The sequence below is a fragment of the Erythrobacter sp. SN6-5 genome (assembly GCF_057364945.1).
In genome coordinates, this window is sequence record NZ_CP200282.1 from 3,004,508 (window position 1) to 3,017,446 (window position 12,939).

13 protein-coding genes, 2 tRNA genes and 1 pseudogene are annotated in these 12,939 nt (G+C 57.3%); 10 read left to right on the plus strand and 6 right to left on the minus strand.

Going from position 1 to position 12,939, the window contains the following annotated elements:
- The first annotated feature begins 53 nt into the window (after positions 1-53).
- Together AC0V6Z_RS15035 and AC0V6Z_RS15040 are read left to right on the plus strand one after the other, a co-directional pair.
- A tRNA-Ile gene (locus AC0V6Z_RS15035) sits at positions 54-130 on the plus strand.
- Between the two features lie 55 nt (positions 131-185).
- Positions 186-262 (plus strand) — tRNA-Pro (locus AC0V6Z_RS15040).
- A 66-nt stretch (positions 263-328) separates the two neighbouring features.
- Here the strand turns inward: AC0V6Z_RS15040 and AC0V6Z_RS15045 are convergent.
- The 4 genes from AC0V6Z_RS15045 to AC0V6Z_RS15060 form a co-directional block, all read right to left on the minus strand.
- The gene (locus AC0V6Z_RS15045) at positions 329-1,177 is read right to left on the minus strand and encodes a M20/M25/M40 family metallo-hydrolase (protein WP_472639213.1); all 849 of its coding nucleotides are present in this window, start codon (positions 1,175-1,177) and stop codon (positions 329-331) included.
- Positions 1,104-1,739, minus strand: a complete 636-nt coding sequence (locus AC0V6Z_RS15050; protein ID WP_472639214.1) for a zinc-binding metallopeptidase family protein — start codon at positions 1,737-1,739, stop codon at positions 1,104-1,106. Before AC0V6Z_RS15050 ends, AC0V6Z_RS15045 begins: the two co-directional genes overlap by 74 nt.
- A 117-nt stretch (positions 1,740-1,856) precedes the next feature.
- Positions 1,857-3,071 carry a GGDEF domain-containing protein gene (locus AC0V6Z_RS15055; RefSeq protein WP_472639215.1) on the minus strand — a complete coding sequence of 405 codons (1,215 nt, stop codon included), beginning with the start codon at positions 3,069-3,071 and terminating at the stop codon, positions 1,857-1,859.
- Between the two features lie 136 nt (positions 3,072-3,207).
- The gene (locus AC0V6Z_RS15060) at positions 3,208-4,428 is read right to left on the minus strand and encodes a GGDEF domain-containing protein (protein ID WP_472639216.1); all 1,221 of its coding nucleotides are present in this window, start codon (positions 4,426-4,428) and stop codon (positions 3,208-3,210) included.
- 166 nt (positions 4,429-4,594) lie between these two features.
- Here AC0V6Z_RS15060 and ettA point away from each other — a divergent pair.
- Positions 4,595-6,269: pseudogene (ettA, locus tag AC0V6Z_RS15065) on the plus strand (energy-dependent translational throttle protein EttA).
- Positions 6,270-6,470: 201 nt separating this feature from the next.
- A complete protein-coding gene (locus AC0V6Z_RS15070; protein ID WP_472639217.1) occupies positions 6,471-7,025 on the plus strand; it encodes a hypothetical protein in 555 nt (184 codons plus the stop codon).
- Positions 7,026-7,046: 21 nt separating this feature from the next.
- Here AC0V6Z_RS15070 and AC0V6Z_RS15075 read toward each other — a convergent pair whose 3' ends face one another.
- Positions 7,047-7,571, minus strand: coding sequence for a pyridoxamine 5'-phosphate oxidase family protein (locus AC0V6Z_RS15075; RefSeq protein WP_472639218.1), 525 nt, complete (start codon positions 7,569-7,571; stop codon positions 7,047-7,049).
- A gap of 357 nt (positions 7,572-7,928) precedes the next feature.
- Here AC0V6Z_RS15075 and AC0V6Z_RS15080 point away from each other — a divergent pair, with 357 nt between their 5' ends.
- The 5 genes from AC0V6Z_RS15080 to AC0V6Z_RS15100 all read left to right on the plus strand — a co-directional run bounded on the left by AC0V6Z_RS15080 (position 7,929) and on the right by AC0V6Z_RS15100 (position 9,684).
- Complete coding sequence (locus AC0V6Z_RS15080) at positions 7,929-8,312, plus strand: hypothetical protein (protein ID WP_472639219.1); 384 nt, start codon at positions 7,929-7,931, stop codon at positions 8,310-8,312.
- 78 nt (positions 8,313-8,390) lie between these two features.
- Complete coding sequence (locus AC0V6Z_RS15085) at positions 8,391-8,717, plus strand: hypothetical protein (protein WP_472639220.1); 327 nt, start codon at positions 8,391-8,393, stop codon at positions 8,715-8,717.
- The gene (locus tag AC0V6Z_RS15090) at positions 8,714-8,899 is read left to right on the plus strand and encodes an RcnB family protein (RefSeq protein ID WP_472639221.1); all 186 of its coding nucleotides are present in this window, start codon (positions 8,714-8,716) and stop codon (positions 8,897-8,899) included. The genes AC0V6Z_RS15085 and AC0V6Z_RS15090 overlap by 4 nt, the downstream gene beginning before the upstream one ends.
- Positions 8,900-9,016: 117 nt before the next feature.
- Entirely contained in the window at positions 9,017-9,532 is a 516-nt protein-coding gene (locus tag AC0V6Z_RS15095) for a prolyl 4-hydroxylase family protein (RefSeq protein WP_472639222.1), read from the plus strand.
- On the plus strand, positions 9,529-9,684 hold the full coding sequence (locus AC0V6Z_RS15100; RefSeq protein WP_472639223.1) for a 2OG-Fe(II) oxygenase family protein: 156 nt from the start codon (positions 9,529-9,531) through the stop codon (positions 9,682-9,684). The genes AC0V6Z_RS15095 and AC0V6Z_RS15100 overlap by 4 nt, the downstream gene beginning before the upstream one ends.
- Positions 9,685-9,776: 92 nt before the next feature.
- On the opposite strand, the gene AC0V6Z_RS15105 is transcribed toward AC0V6Z_RS15100, so the two are convergent.
- Positions 9,777-11,384 carry a lysine--tRNA ligase gene (locus AC0V6Z_RS15105; protein WP_472639224.1) on the minus strand — a complete coding sequence of 536 codons (1,608 nt, stop codon included), beginning with the start codon at positions 11,382-11,384 and terminating at the stop codon, positions 9,777-9,779.
- Between the two features lie 368 nt (positions 11,385-11,752).
- Between AC0V6Z_RS15105 and AC0V6Z_RS15110 the strand changes: the two genes are divergently transcribed.
- Entirely contained in the window at positions 11,753-12,931 is a 1,179-nt protein-coding gene (locus tag AC0V6Z_RS15110; RefSeq protein WP_472639225.1) for a GGDEF domain-containing protein, read from the plus strand.
- The last annotated feature ends 8 nt before the right edge of the window (positions 12,932-12,939 follow it).

Genomic DNA, 12,939 nt, shown 5'->3' on the forward strand with positions numbered 1-12,939 from the left:
TTCATTCCCAAGTGCAATGTAGAGGCTCGGCCTGCATCTTGGCTAGACCAGAGGGGCCTGTAGCTCAGTTGGTTAGAGCTGGCCGCTCATAACGGCTAGGTCGCGGGTTCGAGTCCTGCCGGGCCCACCACTAGCGATGATGCTTCCACCCTGTCGTGCTGCACGCAAGACAGGCGAAAATCGGTCGGGGAGTGGCGCAGCCAGGTAGCGCACCTGTTTTGGGTACAGGGGGTCGGAGGTTCGAATCCTCTCTCCCCGACCAGATTTTCGAGCTTCCGAAATTTCTGCTCGCACAAGCAAGGCATCCACACTTGCCGCGCGTTCCCCCTTACTCTTCCATAACCGCCGGAGCGCTGGGCACGGGTTCGCCGGTTTTGATCGCGCGTTCTTCCCGCGCAAGAGTGCCTGCGACCATAGTCCACACCGCTACATTCTGGCGTAGCTGGACGATGTCGATCTTGTCGAGCGTGTCATCCGGAGTGTGATGCAAATCGAAATAGCGTGTTCCGTCCTGCTGTAGATCAATGATCGCCCCATTCTGATCGCGCGAAATGTTCAGGTCTGCCCCGCCCCGCGCCGCAATGGTTGAATTGGCAACGCCAAACGGTTCGACTGCGGCCGCTAGCTTTGCGTGAAGTTCAGGGTTGGTTTCACGGAAATTGCTCTCAAAACGCCAGACACGATCTGCGCCAAAATCGCTTTCGATGCCCACACCAATCGGTTCATCGATGTGAGCTGCGCTGTATGCGCGAGAGCCCCACAGCCCCACTTCCTCTGCGCCTGCGAATAGCACGCGAACAGTGCGCAGTTGATTGCCAGTGCGCGCGACATTGATTGCGGCGGCGGCAATGATACCGCAACCCGCCCCATCATCAAACGCACCGGGCGCGTTCCACCAGCTATCCAAATGGCACGCCAGCAGTACGGGTGGCAGATCCGGATTGCGGCCAACAAATTCACCAACGACATTGCCGCTCATCGTGGTGCCGATACGCCTCGGGTTCATTTCCAGTTTGAGTGTGATTGGCTCTGAGCGTGGACGATTGAACATCCGTTCCAAATTTTCTGCATCGGGCAGAGACAATGCGCCCGCAGGGATTGGCTCAACCCCTTCCGGGAAATTGGTGCCGCCGGTGTGCGGGTTGCGGTGATGATCGGTACCAACTGATTTTATCACAACGCCAATCGCGCCTTTGCCAGCGGCGAGTCCTGGTCCGACCCAGCGCGTCGGGCTTAGCAAAGCCATAGTGCGAGCCATCCTGAGCGCGGCGCATCTGGTGGCTGATATAGGCGATCTTGCCTGTTAGGCTGCCTTCCGGCGCAGCGCGAACGGCCTCTGCATTTTGGAAGAAAACCACTTCCGCCTCGATCCCACCTTCTGGCGTTGCCGCGCCGTTGCCAAGTGGCTGAACCACAAGGTTTTGCGGAAAAGGTCCGGTCACCGAAGCGCGAGCGATATCGCCGGGTACCCAAGTGTCCATTTCAAACGGTTCGTCCGCCACATTTTGAAAGCCGTGCTTCTTGAGCCACGCCATCGCCCAAACGCGCCCGCGTGTCTCGGCCTCCGTACCGGCCTGCCTAGGGCCGACCTCTGTAGTCACCCCTTCGACAAAATCCCACGCGATTTCATCGCGCTCCAACGCCACCTCGGCAAGTTCCGAAAGGCCCGGGGCTGCGTGCGCGGTAACAGAGATGGAAGCGGCGGAGAGCGCGGTCAGCGCGAGGAGTGTGTTTTTCATAGCTGCGCTGCTATCGAGCCACGCGGGCCAAGTCCAGCGTTAGGCTCGCTGGGCGCAGCTGCTTCTCATGTGATCGGCCGGAAGGAGAATTGAGGCGGCCTAGCCTCCGATCGCAGATTAGTTTGAAACAGCTTGTTTCAGTTCAACTAGCTTTGGCTTTGGAGCAAGCTTCTCTTCATCCTGAGGCGCACGCTCGGCATTTTCCACACGGTTTCGGCCATTGGATTTCGCCCGGTAGAGCGCAGCATCAGCCCGTGCAAACAGGCTCTCATAGGTTTCGCCTTCACGCGCGGTGGCCACACCAAAACTTGCTGTGAGGCGAATATCCTTATTAAGATCGGCGTGCTCCAGCCGGGTGAATGCCCATCTGATCCGTTCAGCCAATCGCTCCGCGGGTTCATTCTCACAATTCCAGGCCGCGATGCAGAATTCTTCGCCACCAATCCGGCCTGAGGTATCGCATGCGCGCACCATCTTACCAATGATCTCGCCAAAGCCTGCGATGGCTAGGTCCCCGGCCTGGTGCCCCCAAAAATCGTTCACCTGCTTGAAGTGGTCAATATCAGCCACGACTAGGCTTAGTGGGCGCCCCTCGGTCTGAGCGCGCGGCAGCAAAGCTCGGATCGATTGCTCAAACGAGCCGCGATTGCGCAGGCCAGTGAGAGCGTCCCGCTCGCTGCTTTCGCGCAGGGCCTTGGTCCACTCGGCAATGGTCGCTCCAATCAGTACCAATGCACTGCTCATGCCCTTCACCGCTAGGACCAGCCCAATCAGCGAATAGTAGATCGAATCGCGATAAGCCTCTGCCGGGATTGTTCGCTCAAACAACAAGGTCAGCGTGGGCCGGACGAGAAAGTCAGCAGCCTGGAACGCCATGACCAGAATGATCAACAGATCGATCATATTGCGGCGACGAGCCGTGAGCAGCGTCGTCACGCCCATGGCGAACATCACGCCGTAGCCCATGTTGACGATAATCAATCGTGGGCCGACATCGTTGGAGAAATTCACGGCCAGAGCCAAGGTCAAAGCGGAGATAAGGTAGACAATGGCAATGCTGCCGAGATGAAGCCGCTGACCCACGCGCTCGCACACGGACGCCAGTAAGAATGCCGAGCCGAGGGTGTAAAAAACCTGGGTCGCGTGGAACAGATAGAACGCGTCCGCTGGCATGAAATGGGTGATTAGAAAGCCAATCGCCGACAGGGCAAAGGCAATGCCGAAGCCAAGCACATGACGTTTCATTCGGCCTGCGCGCCACAGCACTACAAATGTCGCTGCGAAAAACAGCGCCATCATCGGCGTCACCAATCCAAGAATTTGCGTTTGCATCGACCCGTACGACCCCCGTTCGAACGGGTTAGGTCAATATGGTTAACACCGGCTTTAGGGAACCCACTTAAGCGACAATATCTCTACCGCTCGTGTTCGATTGTCTACTGACGAATGGAGGACAGCGCCCGCTCGGTCAACCTGCTCCAAGGCCGTGCCTTTGGGACATACGCGATGCGAACGGAACGACCGAACCGCCGCCATCTGGAAATGCGCCGTTCTCTGTAAAGACCTGATTACGGCCTGCCTCTTTCGCCCGGTAAAGAGCGCTGTCGGCGCGTTCGAACAAGGCTTTATAGCTTTCCATGTTGCGCCACTCGGCCACCCCAAAGCTGACTTTATAGGGGCTGATCTCGTCCTTTTCTGACTTGCCTTGGCGGGCAGCAGCCTGGCGGATGCGCTCAGCCAGTTGCGCAGCATCTTCCAATGAGCAATCCCAAATCAAAACGCAGAATTCTTCGCCGCCGATCCGTCCAGCCATATCACCGCTGCGCACCAGTGAGCTAATTTGCTCTCCAAAAACAGCGATTACCCGGTCGCCAGCAAGGTGACCAAACGTATCATTGATGTTTTTGAAGTGGTCGATATCGGCCATAATTAGACTTAGCGGCTTGTTTCTCGCGCTCGCTCGATCAAGCATGAGTTGCGCCTCGGCTTCGAACGCTCCGCGCGTTCGCAAGCCCGATAGCTGGTCGATGGCCGCTTCATACCGCGTGTTTCGGACATCTTCAAAGATGACCGTTGCAATCAAACTGAGCGCCATCAGGGTAAGCAAGACTGCAAGTATCAGCACGTGCAAAGAGGTAAGCATTACTGCCGCACCCTCGCCAGCGCCGAAAATGAAGTCCGAAAGCATTGTCAGGAATGGACGCAGAAACCCGAAACCGGAAAGCAGGATCAACACCCAAATTAGCGACCGATCACTCCAATGGCGACCCGACGTATGCCAAAGGTTGATAGCGGTTATCGCAACCAGCAAAGCAGAATTGGTATTTTGAGCCATGCGAGCTGCGTCTTGCGAGCCAGCTGCCATCGCAGCCCACAGGATTATGCAGGTAAACGCCACCGTCGCTGCGGAGGCCACAAGTGGGGCCTTCTTTCCATTGCGGACGGCCGTGCCCCACATCAGAGCCAGCACTCCCGCCATCGAGAATACGTGGTAGGAAATAATCCCCATTGGGCCAAAGGACCCTAGGATCCAGATATTGATCAGCACGCCAAGGGCCATCGATCCGAAACAAGCGGAATAGGCAAGAACATGGAGGCGGCGCTTGTTACCCCACCAAAACACAAAGAAAATCACGTTGAAAATCAACGCGATGATCGGTATGATGAAGGTCATTATCTGAGTTTGCATGGTCTAGCTTTTCTTACACCCTTTAGTCCTAGATGAATTTTCGTAACGACCTCTTAATTTGCGTTACGAATGTCACTACGTAGCTGACTCTTGCCCCACCACGTTCGCGCGACTATCTGGCACCCAAGTTCAATTTCCGAATAGATTCACCCAAAGGAAACGCCCGATGGCCGCGCAATATGCCTATGTCATGAAAAACATGACCAAGACCTTCCCCGGCGCTCAAAAGCCGGTGCTGAGCAATATTAATTTACAATTCTATCAAGGCGCAAAGATCGGTATCGTTGGCCCGAATGGCGCGGGCAAATCGACCCTGATGAAGATCATGGCCGGGATCGATTCCGATATAACTGGCGAAGCCTGGGCAGGTGAGAACATCACTGTCGGCTATCTGCCGCAGGAACCGCAGCTTGATGAGAGCAAGACGGTGCTGGAGAACGTCCGCGAAGGTGCTGGCGAGACAGCAGCGATGGTGGAGCGCTTCAACGCGATCTCCGCTGAAATGGCTGAGCCGGATGCTGATTTTGAAGCTCTGGGCGAGCAAATGTCCGAGTTGCAGGAGAAGATCGATGCGGTCGACGGCTGGACCCTCGACAACCAGCTGGAGATCGCGATGGAGGCCCTGCGCTGCCCGCCATCAGACAGCCCGGTCAACAATCTTTCCGGCGGTGAGAAACGCCGCGTTGCCCTAACCCGGTTGCTCATCCAAAAGCCTGGTATTCTGCTGCTCGACGAGCCGACCAACCACCTCGACGCTGAATCGGTCGAGTGGCTGGAAAACCACCTTAAAGAATACGCCTGGCGCCGTGCTGATGATCACCCACGATCGCTACTTCCTCGACAATGTCGTTGAGTGGATCCTTGAGCTCGACCGGGCATCCTACTACCCATATGAGGGAAATTATTCGACCTATCTGGAGAAGAAGGCGAAACGGCTGGAGCAGGAAAGCCGTGAGGAGTCAGGCCGCCAGAAAGCGCTCTCTCGAGAGCTGGAATGGATCAAGCAAACCCCCGCCGCGCGTCAGACCAAATCCAAAGCCCGCGTGCGCAAGTTTGAACAATTGCAGGACGCTCAGGGCGACCGCAAACCGGGCAAGGCGCAGATCGTTATCCAGGTGCCAGAACGCCTGGGTGGCAAAGTGATCGAGGCTAAGAATATCTCTAAGGCTTACGGCGACAAGCTGCTCTTCGAAAATCTGTCTTTCATGATGCCACCGGGCGGCATTGTTGGCGTGATCGGCCCGAACGGCGCTGGTAAATCCACCCTGTTCAAGATGATCACCGGTCAGGAAACACCGGACACCGGATCGATCGAAATCGGCGACACTGTTCACCTCGGCTATGTCGACCAATCTCGCGACGACCTGACGCCGACCAACAATGTCTGGGAGGAAATCTCCGACGGGCTCGATTACATGCAGGTTAACGGTCACGACACCTCCACGCGCGCCTATGTCGGCGCGTTCAACTTCAAGGGCAGCGACCAACAGAAAAACGTCGGCAAGCTGTCCGGTGGTGAACGCAACCGCGTGCACATGGCCAAAATGCTCAAGCAAGGCGGCAACGTGCTGCTGCTGGACGAACCAACCAATGATCTCGACGTCGAGACCCTGGGCGCGCTTGAAGAAGCCATCGAGAACTTTGCTGGCTGCGCCGTAGTGATCTCGCACGACCGCTTCTTCCTGGATCGCCTCGCGACGCATATTCTCGCGTTTGAAGGCAATTCTCATGTGGAATGGTTTGAAGGCAATTTTGAGGCGTACGAAGAAGACAAACGCCGCCGTCTAGGCGATGCTGCGGATCGCCCGACACGCTTGGCGTATAAGAAGCTGACTAGGTGAGGCCGCTACTTCGGCACACGTTTCTAGCTTCCTCGTCACCCCGGACCTGATCCGGGGGCGAGAAAGCTCTCGTTGTCTGCTCAGCAAGAAGAACGCGAGGGCTTGGCCTTGGCCGGAAAAGCCGCTTCAATAATCCCCCTCGCTTCCAATCAGCACACACGCTAAGGGACATCCCCTATTTACAAGAAGGGTCCCCCAGGAATGAATTTGTCCACTCGTAATATTGTATTGATCGCTGGTGCGGTCGTCGTCGGCCTCGTCATTGGACTTATGTATCCCATCGTCGGCTTGCTTTTGATGTTCCCGGTATTGGGCTATGTCGTGTTCGTGCTGCTTAAAAACAAAGGCGGCGCAGAAGCGGACGAGGCGACCACGTCGGCGGCCAAGCAATTCACCGCGGCGGAAGGCAAAGGGGCGATCTATGTCATGCGCGATGCCTTTATCGCCGGGCAGCAGGGCATGAACATCACTATTGATGACGCCATGACGGCACAATTTCGCACGGGCCGTTTCGTAAAAGCGGATGTAGAACCAGGCGAGCATAGTGTGCTGGCACAAATGGCCAGCCAGACAAAAGGTACGGCAAAGACGTACACTTTGAGCGTGGCGGCGGGCGAATGCGTGCTGCTGGATGCGAAGATCGCCATGGGCGCACTGCAGGGTTCGGTCGAGTTCGAGGAGCAGCGCGATGCAGGACTGGCCCGTGCGAAACTGGGCAAGCTGAAACTCGTCGAGTGGTCAGCGCCAGAGGCCTAGACCTCTACCAAACAGTGGTGATTAGGGTGAGACCCAGCGGGCATCCCAAGTGGGTTCTCGCACCTCACCCCCACCGCCTGTCCGCATAAACTGCGCCCGCAAATGACCAGTGTGCGCTAGGTAGAACCAGTCGGCTTCTATGATGTCGAACAACACCACCGCGAAATTAGGCCTCGCGGGCACCACCTGTTCGTCCGTAGGCTCTACGCCTTCAAACTCCGCTGGAAGCCCGCTGGTTGGCTCGCTCGATACGGCGCCTGGTCCCTCTCCCAGATAGCAACGCTTGGCAAAGTTAATGCTGCTTTCCCATGCGCGATCGACCACATCGCCTTCGCGAACGATGCGCCCTGTCCCGCGCAACCGGACCTGAATCTTCGCACCCCTATCGTAAAGTAGCACCGCCATGCGCGGGTCCGCTTCAATCGCGGCAACTTTTGGAGCGCGATTGTCAGTGTGAAACCTAAGCGTCCAAGCATCGCCATCAAATTCCCGCAAGACCATTGTGCGTGCGTCGACGTCGCTGGTCACAACGCAGGGCGTGTGCATAGCGTGCCTTCGATCCTTGCCAGCTCTCACCAATTGGCGTCTTAAGTCATTGCGGACATCATCGAGCGTTTCAAACATGCGTTGCATTTGAGGGAAATATGCGCGAGGTCAATCCCTCTCGCTGTTCATTTTCAGAACTTCAAACATGAACGTAAACCTAAACGAGTGGTTAAGTTATGATACAGCGACTCGTCGGTACAAGAGGGCATATCAACTTAGCCGTTGGTGGTGGAACGGCGACCAAGGAGGCATTTATGTACCTGACAAAATTGCTCAAAGGTAGCGCACTTTCCGCTCTCGCCACCGCGATGGCTGTAACTGCTCTACCTGCTGAGGCCGAAGCGCAAAACCGCGGCTTTGAAAATCGCGGGCAGCAGATACAAGCTCGCCAAAACCAGCGCAGTGAGCGCCGCGCAAACCGTGGCCAAGCTCGCGGTGAACGACGCGCCAACCGCCAGCAAGCAAGAAGCGAACGCCGTGCCAATCGCCAGGAAACACGCGGTGAGCGCCGAGGTAATCGTCAAGAAGCTCGCACTGAGCGACGCGGTGATCGCCGGGAAGCACGGCGTGAAGGTCGCGCGGGTAACCGCGGGTTTAGCCAGACACAGCGCCAAGCACGTGAAGCGCCTGCAAGGGTTCGAAACGAGCGCCGTGGTGAGCGACGCGCAGAGAGACGCGGAGAGAGACGTGCCGAAAGGCGCGGTGAACGCCGGGCAGAACGCAGGCAGGATCGCCGCGTAGAGCGTCGCGCTGAACGCAGAGCGGATCGCCGCGTAGACCGCAGGGCTGATCGCAGAGCAGAACGTCGCGGCGCATATCGTGATGGTCGGCGCGATGGCCGCCGGGCAGAGCGCCGTGATCAGCGCCGTGAGTACCGGGACAATCGCCGTGGTTACCGCGATGGCCGCAGAGGCTATCGGGACGGACGCCGCAATGGCTACCGTGATGGTCGGCGCGGATATCGCAACGAACGCCGCGGATATCGCAATGGCTACCGCGCTGGAGTTCGCGATCACCGCCGGTGGAACCGCCAGTGGCGCAAGCACAATCGCTACAATTGGTACAACCACAGGCGCGCCAACCGCAGCATCTTTCGCCTGGGTCGGTACTATTCGCCCTATCGCAGCTATCGTTATAATCGCTTGAGCATTGGTTTTCACCTCGACAGCCTGTTCTTCTCATCGCGGTATTACATCAACGATCCATGGCGCTATCGCCTGCCAGAGGTCTACGGCCCGTATCGCTGGGTCCGCTATTATGACGATGCGGTTTTGGTCGACACCTACACCGGCGAAGTCGTCGATGTGATCTACGACATCTTCTGGTGATCGCCTGACACAGCAGACTTTCTGCTAACTTTAGAGCCCCCGCTCGCAGCAATGCCAGCGGGGGTTTTCTTGTGCGGCATTGGCTGGCAAATAGCCGTTTCACGAACGAGCAAAGCAATGACACTAGCAAGCACCATTCCCGATCAAGACGCCCTTAAACGAGTTGGCGAAAGCGTTCGCCAGCGCTTGGCTTCCGATCCTGGCGTTTACCCAATCGAGACCGACAAACTCGAACTGTTTGCTGTCGGCGATTTTCTGACGAAGGCGGAATGCGACCGCCTGTGCATGATGATCGACATGATTGCCCGGCCTTCGGCGCTGCATGAGCAAGACTATGCCAGCGGGTTTCGCACCTCTTATTCCGGCGATCTCGATCCCTATGATAGCTTCGTCAAAGGGATTAGCCGAAGGATCGATGACCTTATAGGCTTAAAGCCGGAAATCGGCGAAGCGATTCAAGGCCAGCGCTACCTCGAAGGCCAACAGTTCAAGCCGCATAACGATTGGTTCTACAGCTCGGAGCCGTACTGGCAGAACGAGCGTAAGCGCGGCGGTCAGCGCAGCTGGACGTCGATGGTTTTCCTCAACACGGTCGAGGAGGGGGAGAGACACACTTCACCGAAGCCGGTTTGAGGATTGAGCCGAAGCCCGGCGTCCTGCTGCTGTGGAACAACGCATTAGCTGATGGCAGTCCGAACGAAGGGACAATGCACGCGGGAACCCCTGTGACCAAAGGCTCCAAGTACATCATCACCAAATGGTATCGCACACGCACTTGGAAGTAGGAAAGACGTCTTAATGTAATGCCTAGCCACCCAGAACCTGTCGGGACACAATCCGGGCGGAAGGGCGGAGAGTGCGGGCGGCTATAGCCGGCTCAAGAACGCGCCAGAGCCTCTGCGATCAGCTTGCGACTGTTCTCTATCCCATACAGCGCGATGAAGCTGCCCATACGCGGCCCCTGCTCACTGCCCAGCAGCGTCTCATACAAGGCCCGAAACCAATCGCGTAGGTTCTCAAACCCGAACTCTTCGCGTTTACCGATCTCATAGACGCTGGTCTGTAAGTCTTCCGCGCTGGTACCCTTAGCCGCTGCCGCCAAAGCCTCGTCGAGCGCCCTCAAGGCCTCAGCCTCATTCGCCGATGGCGCGCGCTTGTTCAGCGTCGGCACGATGAAGTCGCGCGTGTAAGCAACTGCGGCATCGATCATCGCATCAATCGCCGGGTTCGCAACAGGTTCGCCCAGATAGCTTTCGAGATATTCCGCAACGTTTTGCGCGCTTGCCTCTGCGCCCAGCACGCTGGCAAGGTTCAGCAGCAAGCCGAACGTCACCGGCACGGTGTCGCCTGCACCCGGCGCATCGGGAGCCGAGAGGCTCTCATTCGCGCGCAGCAAATGCCACGCCGGATTGCCGAGCTGTTTGTCCAGAGGCTGTTCGGCCAGACGTTCACGGAACTGCCAATAGTCGTCGACCGCGCGCGGGATCACTCCAACGTGCAGCTGCTTGGCGCTCTTGGGATTGGGGAAGATGTAGAAGCCGAGGCTCTCCTCCGTCCCATATTCCAGCCATTGCTCAATCGTCAGGCCATTGCCTTTGGACTTCGAGATCTTCTCGCCATTCTCGTCGAGAAACAGCTCGTAGATCAGCCCTTCTGGCTTGTTTCCGCCCAGCACGCGCGCAATCTTGCCCGATTGCACACCCGTGTCGGTCAAGTCCTTGCCGTACATCTCATAGTCGACGCCTTGTGCGACCCAGCGCATGGCAAAGTCGACCTTCCATTGCAGCTTGGCTTTGCCGCCCAACGCGCTTTGCTCAATCACGCTGCCGTCTTCATCCGTGAAGCGGATCAGCCCCGCCCCCGCATCAACGACTTCGACTGGCACTTGCAGCACCACGCCAGTCGTCGGACTGATCGGCATGATCGGCGAATAGGTCGCCGCTCGCTCTGCCCGCAAAGTCGGCAACATGATGTCGAGAATATCCTGATTGTGCGCCAGCACGTTCTTCAACGCATCGTCAAACGCGCCGCTGTTATATCGGTCAGAGGCAGCCACAAACTCGTACTCAAACCCGAACCGGTCCAGAAACGCGCGCAGCATCGCATTGTTATGGTGGGCAAAGCTCTCATACTTCTCAAACGGATCGGGAATCCGCGACAGTGGCTTACCCAAATGCTCAGTCAGCATCGCCTGATTGGGCAGATTGTCAGGCACCTTGCGCAGGCCGTCCATGTCATCCGAGAACGCGACCAGCCGCGTCGCCTGCCCGGTCAGCGCCTCGTATGCGCGCCGCACGAAGGTGGTGCGCAGCACCTCCTGGAACGTGCCGATATGCGGCAAGCCTGACGGCCCATAGCCCGTTTCAAACAGCACTGGCTCGCCGTTTGGTTTGCCATTCCTCAGCCGTTTGGCGAGGCGCTGAGCCTCCTGAAATGGCCAAGCCTTGGAGGAACGAGCGGCGTCTTGAAGTACAGTATCTGTCATAGCACGCCCGCATATGAGGATGGCGCCAGACAACGCAAGCGATTGTGCAGTTTGACGTGTAGGGCTTGGAACACATTTGCGAATTCCAAAAGTGTGACTTTTGACGCAAACGCATGAAAATAGGCAACTTTCAAGCATCGCGTGTTCAAAATGTGTGACTTTTGCATGTTTCGCGCTGCTCCAAGGAATCTGCGCTCGCCTTAGCGGAGGCAGTTACTGGTCTAAGCACGCAGGATTACAGCGATCTTCGCATGTAGGACAGGCCGACAAAACGCGCCCCCTCCCAGCAACAATTTTCACCGCAGTAACCTCTAATTTACCACGATAGCTGGGCATCTTCGCAACGAAACAGGCTTATGCATGTTGCCATGTCGGGAACGAGTGCATTCTTCATTCTGATCCCAGCGATGTATCTGTTGTTCACGCTGGCTCTGGCGGTGATCGGTTTTGCCGAGCGCCGGCTCGTTGCTGCGCGCTGGGCAGCCCTGGGCTTTTTCGTCGCCTTCACCTCGATCCTGGTCGATGGTTACCGCGATCCCACAGGCAGCGAATGGCTCGGCTGGTATGCAGTCGCAACTCATTACCTACCGCTGCTAATCATGACCCAGGCGTTCCTGTCGCGCCATGGCCGCAGAACCACGAATTTCGCGATTGCACTGACGATCTTTGGCGCGATTTACGTCATGCCCGGCATGGCATGGACACCGCCGAACTGGCTGCGCGGAGTATTCGTACAGGGAGCCTGCGCCACGATCATCGCTGCTGCGCTACCTCAGCTGTGGCAGTACCGAAAAAAATCACTGGTCGATGTGATCGCGTTTTTCACAATCCTGGCCGCCGCGCTCTCCTATGCGGGACGCACGGTCGCGGTCGGCCTTAACCCGATTGGCGAGACGCCGGATGAGATGATCGCCTTTTACGAAGGACTCAATCTGATCTTCCAATCGGCCAGCGCGCTGATGGGAATGTTGCTCGGAATCGTGCTGGTCATGATGATTGGATACGATATGGTCCTTGGCCGGGTGGAAGAGGGCGAGATTGATCCTCTCACCATGCTTGGCAATCGCCGCAAGCTTGATCGAAAGATCGCGCTCGACAAGGCCGGTCGCCGGTCCTTCGGTGCGGTGATGGTAATCGACCTGGATCATTTTAAAAGGATCAATGACCGGTTCGGTCATGATGGTGGCGATGATGTGCTGCGCGCGGTTGGTAAGCGGCTCAGCAGCCTGTTTGACGGATTCGGCTATGTCTTTCGGGTCGGCGGAGAAGAGTTTGTCGTGCTGATTGATGAGCAGCACGCGCGGGGCGTTTCATCGCTGGCTCTGTCCGCTCGGAAAGCCATTTCAGAGCTGGAGTTTGACGGCTACCTCGCCCGCGCAAAAGTGACCGCCAGCGTCGGTTTCCACGTGCGCGTGGGCAAGGACGGCGTGCAGGACGCGATGCAATGCGCCGATCAGGCGCTCTATTGCGCGAAGAATGACGGACGTGATCGAGTGGTTGGCGCGGTCTACGAACGCGGTCTGCAAATCATGAAGGCTGTGGCTTAAGCCGATGC